Origin of the sequence: Mycobacterium sp. 663a-19 (assembly GCF_035616495.1) — a bacterium.
In the GTDB taxonomy this organism is placed as follows: Bacteria; Actinomycetota; Actinomycetes; order Mycobacteriales; family Mycobacteriaceae; genus Mycobacterium.
On record NZ_JAPJAV010000011.1, the window covers coordinates 31,479 to 46,141 of the forward strand.

At 70.2% G+C, this 14,663-nt stretch carries 12 protein-coding genes; 11 read left to right on the plus strand and 1 reads right to left on the minus strand.

Annotation, left to right across the window (positions count from 1 at the left end; genetic code table 11):
- Positions 1–403: 403 nt before the first annotated feature.
- The 11 genes from OQ968_RS19090 to proB all read left to right on the plus strand — a co-directional run bounded on the left by OQ968_RS19090 (position 404) and on the right by proB (position 13,929).
- On the plus strand, positions 404–1,063 hold the full coding sequence (locus OQ968_RS19090; protein ID WP_324680722.1) for a transglycosylase family protein: 660 nt from the start codon (positions 404–406) through the stop codon (positions 1,061–1,063).
- 90 nt (positions 1,064–1,153) lie between these two features.
- Positions 1,154–2,413, plus strand: a complete 1,260-nt coding sequence (locus OQ968_RS19095; RefSeq protein ID WP_324680724.1) for a trans-acting enoyl reductase family protein — start codon at positions 1,154–1,156, stop codon at positions 2,411–2,413.
- A gap of 26 nt (positions 2,414–2,439) precedes the next feature.
- Positions 2,440–5,106, plus strand: a complete 2,667-nt coding sequence (locus tag OQ968_RS19100) for a valine--tRNA ligase (RefSeq protein ID WP_324680726.1) — start codon at positions 2,440–2,442, stop codon at positions 5,104–5,106.
- On the plus strand, positions 5,103–6,545 hold the full coding sequence (gene folC / locus OQ968_RS19105; RefSeq protein WP_324680728.1) for a bifunctional tetrahydrofolate synthase/dihydrofolate synthase: 1,443 nt from the start codon (positions 5,103–5,105) through the stop codon (positions 6,543–6,545). The genes OQ968_RS19100 and folC overlap by 4 nt, the downstream gene beginning before the upstream one ends.
- A complete protein-coding gene (locus OQ968_RS19110) occupies positions 6,542–6,973 on the plus strand; it encodes a DUF4233 domain-containing protein (protein ID WP_324680729.1) in 432 nt (143 codons plus the stop codon). Before folC ends, OQ968_RS19110 begins: the two co-directional genes overlap by 4 nt.
- 29 nt (positions 6,974–7,002) lie before the next feature.
- Positions 7,003–7,413, plus strand: a complete 411-nt coding sequence (gene ndk / locus OQ968_RS19115) for a nucleoside-diphosphate kinase (RefSeq protein WP_324680731.1) — start codon at positions 7,003–7,005, stop codon at positions 7,411–7,413.
- Positions 7,414–7,732: 319 nt separating this feature from the next.
- Entirely contained in the window at positions 7,733–10,552 is a 2,820-nt protein-coding gene (locus tag OQ968_RS19120; protein ID WP_324680733.1) for an Rne/Rng family ribonuclease, read from the plus strand.
- Positions 10,553–10,711: 159 nt separating this feature from the next.
- Positions 10,712–11,023 (plus strand): 50S ribosomal protein L21, encoded by a 312-nt coding sequence (gene rplU / locus OQ968_RS19125; RefSeq protein ID WP_324680736.1) that lies wholly within the window; start codon positions 10,712–10,714, stop codon positions 11,021–11,023.
- 15 nt (positions 11,024–11,038) lie between these two features.
- Positions 11,039–11,296 (plus strand): 50S ribosomal protein L27, encoded by a 258-nt coding sequence (gene rpmA, locus OQ968_RS19130; RefSeq protein WP_324680738.1) that lies wholly within the window; start codon positions 11,039–11,041, stop codon positions 11,294–11,296.
- Between the two features lie 90 nt (positions 11,297–11,386).
- Positions 11,387–12,829, plus strand: coding sequence for a GTPase ObgE (gene obgE, locus OQ968_RS19135; RefSeq protein WP_324680740.1), 1,443 nt, complete (start codon positions 11,387–11,389; stop codon positions 12,827–12,829).
- Positions 12,830–12,864: 35 nt separating this feature from the next.
- Positions 12,865–13,929: a glutamate 5-kinase gene (proB, locus tag OQ968_RS19140; protein ID WP_324680966.1), complete on the plus strand. Its 1,065-nt coding sequence runs from the start codon at positions 12,865–12,867 to the stop codon at positions 13,927–13,929.
- On the opposite strand, the gene OQ968_RS19145 is transcribed toward proB, so the two are convergent.
- Complete coding sequence (locus OQ968_RS19145; protein WP_324680742.1) at positions 13,919–14,578, minus strand: TetR/AcrR family transcriptional regulator; 660 nt, start codon at positions 14,576–14,578, stop codon at positions 13,919–13,921. The two genes, proB and OQ968_RS19145, sit on opposite strands and share 11 nt — an antisense overlap.
- Positions 14,579–14,663: the final 85 nt, after the last annotated feature.

Consider the following 14,663-nt stretch of genomic DNA (forward strand, 5'->3'; position numbering starts at 1 on the left):
ACGATAACCCGGCGGCACCGCTCGTAAGGTCTTCGCCGGGAAATGGCGGCTGACCTGCCGAGTTATTTCTGCTATCGCGCCGTGATCGGCTCGTTATCGAACCGAGATGTCCATTTTCTCGAGATGACGAATGCAATCGGTTCTCGTACGGTCCCTCTTAGCCCAAATCGGGCGATGTGAGTAACGAAAAATTGAATCCACGGACCCGCGTGTGAGCGGGGCTGCGATCGGCGACAGCCGCCGCGCGGCCGGTGGGCAACAGCCCGCCGGGCGGATCAGCCCCCGCTGTCGTGCCCGAACGAGACGGCACGCCCCAGAGCACTTATTCCGCTTGGAACATCAGCACCCCAAACCCGCATCCGCGGGTTTGCTTTGGCGCGCGCGCACCGCGAAAGGAACGAGATTGAAGAACGTCCGTAAGACGCTCATCCTGGCGGCGATCACCGGCTCGCTGGTGACACTGCCATCCGCCGCCGCGGGCGCGGAACCGATGGGCTTTGACCCGAACGTTCCCGCCGCCGGGCCCGCCCCCGACGCGCCCCCGCCTCCGGCGCCGGACGCCGCGGCTCCCGCGGGCTTCAACCCGAACGTTCCGCCGCCGCCTGCGGTCCCGGACGCCTTGGCCCCCGCTGACGCGCCGGCCCCGGCGGGATTCGACCCGAACCTTCCTCCGCCGCCCCCTCCGGCGCCGGAGGTCCCGCCGCCGCCGGCCCCCGCGGGCTTCGACGGCAACCCCCCAATGCCTCCGGTCCCGGCCGCTCCGCCGCCGGCTCCGGACGCTCCGCCGCCGCCGGCGCCGGACGCCCCGCCCGCTCCTCCGGCCCGCAAGGCCTACAGCGTGAACTGGGACGCCATCGCGCAGTGCGAGTCGGGTGGAAACTGGGGGATCAGCACCGGTAACGGTTATTCCGGTGGCCTGCAGTTCACGTCGAGCACCTGGCACGCCAACGGCGGCTCGGGCTCTCCCGCCAGCGCCAGCCGGGAGGAGCAGATCCGGGTGGCCGAGAACGTCCTGCATTCGCAGGGCATCGGCGCGTGGCCGGTCTGCGGCCGCCGCGGCTGACCGACCGACGCAAACACACGGCTTGCGCCGTCATACGGGTAATGCCGGGCCTTGGGCCCGGCATTACCTGTCCCGGGTAGCGTCGGGCCGGTGACCGCAACGCCGCGCGAATTCGACATCGTGTTGTACGGGGCTACCGGCTTCGTGGGAAAGCTGACCGCCGAATACCTGGCGCGCGCCGCGTCGGGCGCGCGGATCGCGCTGGCGGGCAGGTCGACCGACCGGCTGCGCGCCGTCCGCGACGGCCTCGGCGAATCCGCGCGGTCGTGGCAGCTGCTGAGCGCCGACGCGACATCGCCGTCGACGCTGGACGAGATGGCGGCCCGCACCCGAGTCGTCGTCACCACGGTCGGGCCCTACAGCCGCTACGGGCTGCCGCTGGTGGCGGCGTGCGCCGCCGCCGGCACCGATTACGCCGACCTGACCGGGGAGGCGATGTTTATCCGGGAGAGCATCGACCTGCACCACAAGCAGGCCGCCGACACCGGCGCCCGCATCGTGCACTGCTGCGGATTCGATTCCGTCCCCTCGGATTTGAGCGTGTACGCGCTGCACCGGGCGGCGCGCGACGACGGGGCGGGCGAGCTGCTGGGCACCGACTTCGTGGTGCGCTCGTTCTCCGGCGGGCTGTCCGGCGGCACCATCGCGTCGATGATGGACGTGCTGCAGGCCTCGTCCCGCGACCCCCAGGTGCGTGATCTGCTGGCCGACCCGTACACGTTGAGCGCCGACCGCGCCGCCGAGCCCGACCTGGGCCCGCAGCCGGACATGCCCTGGCGTCGCGGCCGGCAGATCGCGCCGGAACTGAACGGCGTGTGGACCGCAGGATTCGTGATGGCGTCGATCAACACGCGAGTCGTCAGGCGCAGCAACGCGTTACTCGAATGGGCATACGGTCGCGGGTTCCGCTACAGCGAACACATGAGCCTGGGCTCGTCGCCGCTCGCGCCGCTGGCGTCGGCGGTGTTCGCCGGCGTCGGCAAGGCGACGTTCGGATTGGGGGCCCGTTACTTCCGGCTGCTGCCCCGGCGGCTGCTGGACCGGTTCGTACCCAAGCCCGGCACCGGTCCCAGCGCGGCGGCGCGCGAGCGCGGCTACTACAAGATCGAGACCTACACCACCACGACGAGCGGCGCCCGCTACGTGGCGCGCATGGAGCAGCGGGGCGACCCCGGCTACCAGGCGACCTCGGTGTTGCTGGGGGAGTGCGCCCTGGCGCTCGCCTTCGATCGCGACAAGCTGTCCGACCTGCTCGGCGTGCTGACACCGGCGGCCGCGATGGGCGACGCGCTGCTGGACCGGTTCCCGGCCGCCGGCGTGTCGTTGGAGGTTGACCGGCTGACCGGATGACCGCCCCGCATCCCTAGAATTGACCGGTGACCGCCAGTCCCACCTCCGCCGACCTGCCCAAGTCGTGGGATCCGGGCGCGATGGAGAGCGCGATCTACCAGAAGTGGCTGGATGCCGGCTACTTCGAGGCGGATGCGGCCAGCACCAAACCCGGCTATTCCATCGTGCTGCCGCCGCCGAACGTGACCGGCAGCCTGCACATGGGGCACGCGCTCGAGCACACCATGATGGACGCCCTGACGCGCCGCAAGCGCATGCAGGGTTACGAGGTGCTGTGGCAGCCGGGCACGGATCATGCGGGCATCGCGACCCAGAGCGTGGTGGAAAAGCAGCTCGCTGTCGACGGCAAGACCAAGGAGGACTTCGGCCGGGACCTGTTCATCGAGAAGGTCTGGAATTGGAAGCGTGAGTCGGGCGGCGCCATCGGCGGCCAGATGCGCCGTCTCGGCGACGGGGTGGACTGGAGCCGCGACCGGTTCACCATGGACGAGGGCCTGTCCCGCGCGGTGCGCACCATCTTCAAGAGGCTCTACGACGCCGGGTTGATCTATCGGGCCGAGCGGCTGGTCAACTGGTCGCCGGTGCTGCAGACCGCGATCTCGGACCTCGAGGTCAACTATGTGGACGTCGAGGGCGAACTGGTGTCGTTCCGGTACGGTTCGCTCGACGACTCACAACCGCACATCGTGGTCGCGACCACCCGGGTCGAGACGATGCTGGGCGACACCGCGATCGCGGTGCATCCCGACGACGAGCGCTACCGCCACCTGGCGGGTAGCACGCTGCCGCACCCCTTCATCGACCGGCAACTAGTCATCGTCGCCGACGAGCACGTCGACCCCGAATTCGGAACGGGCGCAGTCAAAGTCACGCCGGCACACGACCCCAACGACTTCGAGATCGGGCTGCGCCACGAGTTGCCGATGATCTCGATCCTCGACACCAGGGGCCGGGTGGGGAACACCGGAACGCAATTCGACGGCATGGACCGCTTCGAGGCCCGCGCCGCGGTGCGGGAAGCCCTTGCGGCGCAGGGCCGCATCGTCGAGGAGAAACGCCCCTACCTGCACAGCGTGGGGCATTCGGAGCGCAGCGGCGAACCGATCGAGCCACGGCTGTCGCTGCAGTGGTGGGTCCGGGTGGAATCGCTCGCCAAGGCCGCCGGCGACGCGGTGCGCAACGGGGACACCGTGATTCACCCCGCCAGCCTGGAACCGCGCTGGTTCGCCTGGGTGGACGACATGCACGACTGGTGCATCTCGCGGCAGCTGTGGTGGGGCCACCGCATCCCGATCTGGTACGGGCCCGACGGCGAGCAGATATGCGTGGGCCCGGACGACACGCCCCCCGACGGCTGGGAGCAGGACCCCGACGTGCTCGACACCTGGTTTTCCTCGGCGCTGTGGCCGTTCTCGACGTTGGGCTGGCCGGAAAAGACCCCGGAACTGGAAAAGTTCTATCCGACAAGCGTTTTGGTGACCGGCTACGACATCCTGTTCTTCTGGGTCGCGCGGATGATGATGTTCGGCACCTTCGTCGGCGACGACGACGCCATCACGCTGGACGGCCGCCGCGGCCCCCAGGTGCCGTTCACCGACGTGTTCCTGCACGGGCTGATCCGCGACGAGTTCGGCCGCAAGATGAGCAAGTCCAAGGGCAACGTGATCGACCCGCTGGACTGGGTCGACCAGTTCGGCGCCGACGCGCTGCGGTTCACGCTGGCCCGCGGCGCCAGCCCCGGCGGCGACCTGACGATCAGCGAGGACCACGTCCGGGCGTCGCGCAACTTCGGCACCAAGCTGTTCAACGCCACCCGGTTTGCGCTACTCAACGGCACCAAGCTGGCGCCGCTGCCGCCGCAGGCCGAGCTGACCGACGCCGACCGGTGGATCCTGGGCCGGCTGGAAGAGGTTCGCGCCGAGGTCGATTCGGCCTTCGACGGCTACGAGTTCAGTCGGGCCTGCGAGTCGCTCTACCACTTCGCGTGGGACGAATTCTGCGACTGGTACGTCGAATTGGCCAAGACCCAGCTCGCCGACGGCATCACGCACACCACCGCCGTGCTGGCCGCGACGCTGGACACGCTGCTGCGGCTGCTGCACCCGGTGATCCCCTTCCTCACCGAAGCGCTGTGGCAGGCCTTGACGAAGGGGGAGGCGAACCGGGAGTCGCTGGTGATCGCCGACTGGCCCGAACCGTCCCGCGTGGACCTGGATCCGGTTGCCGCGCAACGGATCAGCGACATGCAGAGGCTGGTCACCGAGGTCCGCCGGTTCCGCAGCGACCAGGGGCTCGCCGACAGGCAGAAGGTGCCGGCGCGGTTGACCGGCGTCGAAGACAGCGATCTGAACACTCAGGTGGCGGCGGTGACGTCGCTGGCGTGGCTGACCGCGCCGGGTCCGGATTTCCGCCCGTCGGCGTCGTTGGAGGTCCGGCTCGGCCCGAAGCTGGACCGCACCGTCGTCGTCGAACTCGACACGTCGGGCACCATCGACGTGGCCGCCGAGCGTCGTCGTCTCGAAAAGGATTTGGCCGCAGCACAAAAGGAGCTGGCGTCCACCACCGCCAAACTTGCCAACGACGACTTCCTGGCCAAGGCCCCCGAGCACGTCGTCGGCAAGATCCGCGACCGCCAGCGGGTGGCCCGGGAGGAAACCGAACGGATCACCGCCAGGCTGGCCGGGCTGCAATGACTGAGCCGCCCGAGTGGGGACCGCGAGTCGGCGTGGCGCCCACACCGGACGAGATCGCGTCCCTCTTGCAGGTCGAGCACCTGCTGGACCAGCGCTGGCCCGAGACCAAGATCGAGCCGAGCCTGACCCGGATCAGCGCGCTGATGGACCTGCTGGGCTCGCCCCAGCTGGGCTTCCCGTCGATCCACGTCGCGGGCACCAACGGCAAGACCTCGGTGGTGCGGATGATCGACGCGCTGCTGATCGCGCTGCACCGGCGCACGGGTCGGACCACCAGCCCGCACCTGCAGTCGGCGGTCGAGCGCATCGCGATCGACGGCGAACCGATCAGCCCCGCACGCTACGTGGCGACGTATCGGGAGATCGAACCGTTCGTGCAGATGATCGACGCGCAGTCGCGGGCCGCCGGCGGGCCGGCGATGAGCAAGTTCGAGGTCGTGACCGCCATGGCGTTCGCCGCGTTCGCCGACGCGCCCGTCGAGGTCGCCGTCGTCGAGGTGGGCATGGGCGGTCGGTGGGATGCCACCAACGTGATCAACGCGCCCGTCGCCGTCGTCACCCCGATCGGCGTGGACCACGTCCAGTACCTCGGCGACGACATCCGGGGGATCGCCGGGGAAAAGGCCGGCATCATCACCAAGGCGCCCGACGGTTCGCCTGACACCGTCGCGGTCATCGCGCGGCAGGCACCCGAGGCGATGGAGGTGTTGCTGGCCCAGTCCGTGCGCGCCGATGCCGCGGTCGCGCGGGAGGACTCCGAGTTCGCGGTGTTGGGCCGCCGGATCGCGATCGGTGGACAGGTGTTGCAGCTGCAGGGCCTCGGCGGCGTGTACTCCGACGTCTTCCTGCCGCTGCACGGCGAACACCAGGCGCACAATGCGGCCGTCGCGCTCGCGGCCGTCGAGGCGTTCTTCGGCGCCGGCGCGCAGCGTCAGCTCGACGTCGAGGCCGTCCGGGCCGGTTTCGCCGCCGTGACCAGCCCCGGCCGGCTGGAACGCATGCGCAGCGCCCCCACCGTGTTCATCGACGCCGCGCACAACCCGGCGGGCGCGGCCGCGCTGGCGCGGACGCTGGGCGAGGAGTTCGACTTCCGCTTCGTCGTCGGTGTGCTCAGCGTGCTCACAGACAAGGACGTGGACGGCATCCTTGCCGCGCTGGAGCCGGCGTTCGACGCGGTCGTGGTGACCCACAACGGGTCGCCACGGGCGCTCGACGTGGAGTCGCTGGCGTCGGCCGCGCGGGCGCGGTTCGGGCCCGACCGCGTGACCACCGCCGAAAACCTGCGCGACGCCATCGACGTCGCGACCGCCCTGGTCGACGACGCGGCCGCCGTGGGGGAGGCCGAGGGCGGCGCATTCTCCGGCACCGGGATCGTCGTCACCGGGTCGGTCGTCACCGCCGGCGCCGCCCGCACCCTGTTCGGTCGTGATCCGGCATGACCGACGAAAACCCGCGGGAGCCGACGCCGCCCGCCGACCCGCCGCCCGCCGCCCCGCAGCCCGCCGACCCGTGGAAGAGCTTCGGCGCCGTGATGGCCGCGACGCTGATCCTGGAGGCGATCGTGGTGCTGCTGGCGATACCGGTGGTGGGTGCGGTCGGCGGCGGCCTGAACCCGGCATCGCTGGGTTATTTGATCGGGCTGGCCGCGCTGCTGATTCTGCTCACCGGGCTGCAGCGCAGACCCTGGGCGATCTGGGTGAACCTGGGCGCGCAGGCGGTGCTTCTCGCCGGCTTCGCGGTCTACCCGGGCGTCGGCTTCATCGGTTTGCTGTTCGGCGGATTGTGGCTGCTGATCGCCTACCTGCGCGCCGAGGTGCGGCGGCGACAGGCGCACGGACAGCCACACCGCCAGCCGCCACCCGACTGAGGGCGGTTTCGTTCTGTACGCTGTCCGCCGTGACGGAACGGACCCTGGTACTGGTCAAGCCGGACGGCGTCGAGCGGCGGCTGATCGGCGAGATCATCGGCCGCATCGAGCGCAAAGGCCTCACCATCGCGGCCCTGGAGCTCCGGCACGTCGACGAACAGCTGGCCGGCCAGCACTACGCCGAGCACCAGGGCAAACCCTTCTTCGACTCGTTGCTGCAGTTCATCACGTCGGGACCCGTGGTGGCAGCAATCGTGGAGGGCCCGCGGGCGGTCGCGGCTGTCCGGCAGCTCGCCGGGGGCACCGACCCCGTCGAGCAGGCCGCGCCCGGCACCATCCGCGGCGATTTCGGGCTGGAGACCCAGTTCAACCTGGTGCACGGGTCGGATTCGGTGGATTCGGCAAAGCGCGAGATCGCGTTGTGGTTCCCGGGCGCCTAGCCGGAGCGCGGGCGGGTTTGCGGAGTCCCGAATCCGGAGTGCGGGTGAACCGGCCGAGTGATGTGGGATACTTGGAGCGGGTGAACGTCGCCGGACCGGTGTCGGACACCCGAATGAAGACTTAGACAAGCGCGACCATCGCGGATCCCCACGGTGTTGCGCGGCATGTCAGGCCGACATTCAGCACGGCGCCGAGTGGGTTCTACCTGAGCCGCTCGGGGCGAGACCATCACAAGCCCGGGGAAAGCGACCCGGGCCCATAGCGAAGCCCTCGCGTGGCCGCGTCGAAACGACGCGCCCGGGGGCTTGAGGAGAATACGTGGTAGACGGTGCACCACCTTCAGACCCATCACACGAGCCGATCCAGCACGAGGAACTGCCGGACCGCCTAAAGGTCCACTCGCTGGCCCGAACCCTGGGAACCACCAGCAAGCAGGTGCTGGACGCGCTGAACGCGCTGGACGGACGGGTCCGCAGCGCGCATTCGACCGTCGACCGCGACGACGCGGTCCGGGTCCGCGACCTGCTGGCCGCCGCCCAGTCGGAGGCGCCCGTCGCGGCCGGCGCGCCCGCCGCGGTCGGCGAACCCGCCGACGAACCCGAATCCCGGCTGATGCTTCAGACCCCGCAAAACCCCGCGGACCGGCCGCACTACATGCCGCTGTTCGTCGCGCCGCAACCGATCGAGAGCGACGACGACGACGGCAGCGCCGACGACGCCGCCGACTCAGATGAATCCGACTCCGACGACGACGATGACGAACAGGCCGACCGGCCCGCCAACCGGCGGCGCCGCCGCGGCCGCCGGGGTCGTGGGCGGGGCCGCGGTGAACAGGGCGGGCCCGACAGCCAGTCCGACAACGAGGGGGAGGGCAGGTCCGACTCGTCCGACTCGGACGACGACGACCAGGACTCCGACGACGACGGCGACGAGGGTTCGTCGGAGGCGGCCAACCGGCGCCGCCGGCGCCGCCGGCGCCGCAAGTCGGGTTCGGGCGACGACAACGACGAGGGCCCGGCGCCGGACGATCCGCCGAACACCGTGGTGCACGAGCGGGCGCCACGTTCCGGCAAATCCGACGACAACGACTCCAATGGGTCCTCCACCGCCGAGATCAAGGGCATCAACGGCTCGACCCGGCTGGAGGCCAAGCGGCAGCGACGCCGCGACGGCCGCGACGCCGGGCGCCGCCGCCCGCCGGTGCTGACCGAGGCCGAATTCCTGGCGCGCCGCGAGGCCGTCGAACGCATGATGGTGGTGCGCGACCGGGTCCGCACCGAGCCACCCCACCCCGGCGCGCGCTACACCCAGATCGCGGTGCTCGAGGACGGCATCGTCGTCGAGCATTTCGTGACGTCGGCCGCCTCGGCCTCCCTGGTGGGCAACATCTACCTCGGGATCGTGCAGAACGTGCTGCCATCGATGGAGGCGGCCTTCGTCGACATCGGCCGCGGCCGCAACGGCGTGCTCTACGCCGGAGAGGTCAACTGGGAGGCCGCGGGCCTGGGTGGCGCCGACCGCAAGATCGAGCAGGCCCTCAAGCCCGGCGACTACGTCGTCGTCCAGGTCAGCAAGGACCCGGTCGGGCACAAGGGCGCGCGGCTGACCACGCAGGTGTCCCTGGCGGGCCGCTTCCTGGTTTACGTGCCGGGCGCGTCGTCCACCGGGATCAGCCGCAAGCTGCCCGACACCGAACGCCAGCGGCTGAAGGAGATCCTGCGCGAGGTGGTGCCGTCGAACGCCGGCGTGATCATCCGCACCGCGTCCGAGGGCGTCAAGGAAGAGGACATCCGCAAGGACGTCACCCGGCTGCAGGAGCGCTGGACGCAGATCGAGGCCAAGGCGGCCGAGGTCAAGAAGAAGGCCGCCGGCGCCGCCGTGGCGCTCTACGAAGAGCCCGACGTCCTGGTCAAGGTCATCCGCGACCTGTTCAACGAAGACTTCGCCGGCCTGATCGTCTCCGGCGACGAAGCGTGGAACACCATCAATGAGTACGTGAATTCCGTTGCCCCCGAACTCGTTTCGAAGCTTACAAAGTACGAGCCCGCCGCCGGGCCGGATGGCTCGGGCGGGCCGGACGTGTTCGCGGTGCATCGCATCGACGAGCAACTGGCCAAGGCGATGGACCGCAAGGTGTGGCTGCCGTCGGGCGGCACGCTGGTGATCGACCGCACCGAGGCGATGACGGTGATCGACGTCAACACCGGCAAGTTCACCGGTTCCGGCGGCAACCTCGAACAGACGGTCACCAAGAACAACCTCGAGGCGGCCGAGGAGATCGTCCGGCAGCTGCGGCTGCGGGACATCGGCGGCATCGTGGTCATCGACTTCATCGACATGGTGCTGGAGTCCAACCGCGACCTGGTGCTGCGGCGGCTGACCGAGGCGCTGGCCCGCGACCGCACCCGCCACCAGGTGTCCGAGGTGACCTCGCTGGGCCTGGTGCAACTGACCCGCAAGCGGCTGGGAACGGGGCTGATCGAGGCGTTCTCCACGTCGTGCCCGAACTGCGGCGGCCGCGGAATCCTGATGCACGGCGACCCGGTCGATTCGGCCCCGGCGACCGGGCGCAAGTCCGAGTCCGGCGGTCGCCGCGGCAAACGCTCGAAGAAGGGCCGGTCCGACGAGCCCGCGGTCGCCAAGGTGCCCGCGCACGCCCCCGGCGAACACCCGATGTTCAAGGCGATGGCGGCCGGCCGTGGTGACGGCGAAACCGGCGAGCCCGGTGAGGAGACGGATGCCACCGCCGAGGCCGAGGAGCAGGCCGAGGACAAGGTTCCCGCCGGTCTCGAGGAAACCGACCGGGAGTTCGAGGACTCCGACGAGGACGTCGATTCCGACGAGGAAGACGAGGACTCCGACGACGAGGACTCCGACGACGAGGACTCCGACGACGAGGACTCCGACGACGAGGACGAGCTCGACGACGAAGACCTCGACGACGAGGATCTCGGCGACGACGACGAGGAACTCGATCTCGACGATGACGACCTGGACGTCGAGGATTCCGATTCCGACGACGACTCCGAGGCCGACACCGCTGGCGGCTCCTGGGCCGCCGCCGACGCCGGACCCGCACGTCCGCGCCGGCGGCGCGCGGCGGGCAGGCCGGCCGGCCCACCGATCCACGCGGACTGACCCGGTTTGACCCTGTAGCCGCTGGTCACGTACCCTTGGACAGTTGCCGTCAGGCCCCCGGCCGACGACAGCGGGAGACACCAGGCCCCCGCCAAAGACCCACCACGCGCACGCAACCGGTGCCGCGTGCCCACGACAGCAGACAGAGGTGCACCCACGATGGCGACCTACGCAATCGTCAAGACCGGCGGCAAGCAGTACAAGGTCGCCGTCGGAGACGTGGTCAAGGTCGAGAAGCTCGACTCCGAACCCGGCGCCAAGGTGTCGCTGCCGGTCGCGCTGGTCGTCGACGGCGCCACGGTCACCTCGGATGCCGCGAAGCTGGCCAAGGTCGCGGTGACCGGCGAGGTGCTCGAGCACACCAAGGGCCCCAAGATCCGGATCCACAAGTTCAAGAACAAGACTGGCTACCACAAGCGTCAGGGACACCGTCAGCAGCTGACGGTCCTGAAGGTCACCGGCATCAAGTAGCGGGAGGCGACAAATATGGCACACAAGAAGGGCGCTTCCAGCTCGCGCAACGGCCGCGATTCCGCCGCCCAGCGACTGGGCGTCAAGCGGTTCGGGGGTCAGGTCGTCAAGGCCGGCGAGATCATCGTCCGCCAGCGCGGCACCAAGTTCCACCCCGGCGCCAATGTGGGCCGCGGCGGTGACGACACGTTGTTCGCCAAGGAAGCCGGGGCCGTCGAGTTCGGCGTCCGGCGCGGGCGCAAGACCGTCAGCATCGTCGCGTCGGCCGACTGAGCGTCGCGAGCGTGCACCCACTGCGATAATTCGAGGCAAATCTCGCAGTAGCTGCACGTTCGGCGAGCGAGACGGGTGAGAGGATCCCCGATGCCCCGGTTTGTCGACCGCGTCGTCATCCACGCGCGGGCGGGTTCCGGCGGTAACGGCTGCGCGTCGGTGCATCGCGAGAAATTCAAGCCGCTGGGCGGCCCCGACGGCGGCAACGGCGGCCGCGGCGGCAGCGTCATCTTCGTCGTCGACCCCTCCGTGCACACCCTGCTGGACTTTCACTTCCGCCCGCACATCACCGCGCCGTCGGGCAAGCAGGGGATGGGCAACAACCGTGACGGCGCCGCCGGAGCGGACCTGGAGGTCAAGGTTCCCGACGGCACCGTCGTGCTGGACGAAAACGGCCGGCTGCTCGCCGACCTGGTCGGCGCGGGCACCCGCTTCGAGGCCGCCGCCGGTGGCCGCGGTGGCCTGGGCAACGCGGCGCTGGCGTCGCGGGCCCGCAAGGCCCCCGGCTTCGCGCTGCTCGGCGAACCGGGCCAGGCCCGTGACCTCACCCTCGAGCTCAAGACCGTCGCCGACGTCGGCCTGGTCGGATTCCCGTCCGCCGGGAAGTCCTCGCTGGTGTCGGTGATCTCGGCGGCCAAGCCGAAGGTGGCCGACTACCCGTTCACCACGCTGGTTCCCAATCTGGGCGTGGTCTCGGCCGGCGAGCACTCGTACACGGTGGCCGACGTGCCCGGTCTGATACCGGGCGCGTCGCAGGGCCGCGGCCTGGGCCTGGATTTCCTGCGGCACATCGAGCGCTGCGCCGTGCTGGTGCACGTCGTCGACTGCGCGACCGCGGAACCCGGCCGCGACCCCATCTCCGACATCGACGCGCTGGAGGCCGAGCTCGCCGCGTATACGCCGACGCTGCAGGGCGACCCGGCGCTGGGCGACCTCACCGAGCGGCCCAGGGCGGTGGTGCTCAACAAGGTCGACGTGCCGGAGGCTCGCGAGCTCGCCGAGTTCGTCCGCGACGACATCGCCGAGCGCGGCTGGCCGGTGTTCCTGGTGTCGACGGCGACCCGGGAAGGCTTGCAGCCGTTGATCTTTGGGCTGTGGGAGATGATCGAGGCTTACAACGCCGCCCGGCCGGCGCCGGTGGCGCGTCGCCCGGTGATCCGCCCGGTGCCGGTGGACGACAGCGGCTTCACCGTCGAACCCGACGGGCAGGGCGGCTTTGTCGTGACCGGCGCGCGTCCCGAGCGCTGGGTCGGACAGACCAACTTCGACAACGACGAGGCGGTGGGCTATCTCGCCGACCGACTGGCCCGCCTGGGCGTCGAGGACGAACTGCTGCGACTGGGCGCCAAACCGGGCTGCGCGGTGACCATCGGCGAGATGACGTTCGACTGGGAGCCGCAAACGCCGGCGGGCCACCAGGTCGCGCTGTCCGGCCGGGGCACCGACGCGCGGCTGGAACGCAGCGAGCGCGTCGGCGCCGCTGAGCGCAAGGCCGCCCGGCGTCAGCGACGCGAGCACGGCGGGCCCTCGTGAGCACGCATCGCGAGGCGATCCGCACCGCACGCAGCATGGTCGTCAAGGTCGGGACGACCGCGCTGACCACGCCGTCGGGCGTGTTCGACGCCGGCCGGCTAGCCGGGCTGGCCGACGCCATCGAGGCGCGGATGAAGGCGGGTACCGACGTCGTCATCGTGTCCTCCGGCGCCATCGCCGCCGGCATCGATCCGCTCGGGTTATCCCGTCGCCCAAAGGATCTGGCTACCAAGCAGGCCGCCGCCAGCGTCGGGCAGGTCGCGCTGGTGAATTCGTGGAGCGCCGCGTTCGCCCGCTACGGCCGCACGGTCGGGCAGGTCCTGCTGACCGCCCAGGACATCTCCGTCCGGTCCTCGCACACCAACGCCCAGCGCACGCTGGATCGGCTGCGCGCGCTGCATGCGGTGGCGATCGTCAACGAGAACGACACGGTGGCCACCAACGAGATCCGGTTCGGCGACAACGATCGGCTCTCGGCGCTGGTGGCCCACCTGGTCGGCGCCGAGGCCCTGGTGCTGCTCTCCGACATCGACGGGCTCTACGACTCCGATCCCCGGAAAGTGCCTGGGGCGCAGTTCATTCCGGAGGTAGCGGGGCCGGCCGACCTCGACGGTGTGGTCGCCGGTCCGAGCAATCACCTGGGTACCGGCGGGATGGCGTCGAAGATGTCGTCGGCGCTGCTGGCCGCCGACGCCGGGGTGCCGGTGCTGCTGGCCGCCGCGGCCGACGCCGCGACGGCGCTCACCGACGCCTCGATCGGCACGGTGTTCGCCGCGCGGCCCGTCCGGATGTCGGCCCGCCGATTCTGGGTGCGTTACGCCGCCGAGGCGGCCGGCGCGCTGACCCTCGACGAGGGGGCGGTGCGCGCGGTGGTGGGGCAGCGCCGCTCGCTGCTGCCCGCGGGGATCACCGCGGTGTCGGGCCGGTTCTACGGCGGCGACGTCGTCGAATTGCGCGGCCCCGATGCGGCCCTGGTGGCCCGCGGCGTGGTGGCCTACGACGCGGCCGAGCTGGCCACCATGATGGGCCGGTCCACCTCGGAGCTGCCCGGCGAGCTGCGCCGCCCCGCCGTGCACGCCGACGACTTGGTCACCGTGTAGCGCTCGCTGTCATGGGTTTGAGATACAGCGCACCCCAAGCGATCTCGGCCAGTGTCTCGGCCAGCTCCGCATCGTAGTCGCGCGGCTTCACCGGAAGGTTCTGGTGGCAAGCCCTCTCGACCATCCACACCAGTGCGCTAGCAGTGGTGGCGGCAGGCAGCTCGCGACGGATTGCGCCGTCGGCCTGGCCGTCCTCGATGACACGGGTCATACGCGCGGAGATCGCGGTCAGCAGGTCGCGATATGTCTGCCCCGTTTCCGGGTCGTAGGCGGCCATCTCGTTGAGGGCAACGAGCACCGCTTGATGACGTCGATAGGTTGCGATGATGGCGGCCAGCGCGGCGCGCACGTCGTCTGGATCGCGTCGCCGCGCAACCCCCCACCACCGCTCGGCGCCGGCGGCAAGATCACCGAACACCTGGACGGCGAGGCGGCGCAGCAGGTGGCCCTTGTCCTCGAAGTAGATGTAGAAGCTGGCCCGCGAGATGCCGGCCTCGGTGGACAGCCGATCCACGCTGAGCTCGGTGAAGCTGGCGCCGTCGCGCATCAGCCGTTCGGTGGCGTCCAACAGCCGACGTTCCAGCTGCGCTCGCCGCTGCTGGCGAGTCACCTGTGGCTTGGCCTGCGGCTTCCGGGTGACTGACGGCATGCGCCGAGCATAGCCGACGCCTTGACATATTGACTAGACAAAGTGTCTAGGCATATCGTCGGTGAACGGCTCTCGGTTCGTTGGA

Coding starts and splice junctions, on each gene's coding strand:
- folC (WP_324680728.1), top strand. CDS start 5,103: ATGACTGAGCCGCCCGAGTGGGGACCGCGAGTCGGCGTGGCGCCCACA.
- OQ968_RS19110 (WP_324680729.1), top strand. CDS start 6,542: ATGACCGACGAAAACCCGCGGGAGCCGACGCCGCCCGCCGACCCGCCG.
- rplU (WP_324680736.1), top strand. CDS start 10,712: ATGGCGACCTACGCAATCGTCAAGACCGGCGGCAAGCAGTACAAGGTC.
- rpmA (WP_324680738.1), top strand. CDS start 11,039: ATGGCACACAAGAAGGGCGCTTCCAGCTCGCGCAACGGCCGCGATTCC.
- obgE (WP_324680740.1), top strand. CDS start 11,387: ATGCCCCGGTTTGTCGACCGCGTCGTCATCCACGCGCGGGCGGGTTCC.
- proB (WP_324680966.1), top strand. CDS start 12,865: ATGGTCGTCAAGGTCGGGACGACCGCGCTGACCACGCCGTCGGGCGTG.
- OQ968_RS19145 (WP_324680742.1), bottom strand. CDS start 14,578: ATGCCGTCAGTCACCCGGAAGCCGCAGGCCAAGCCACAGGTGACTCGC.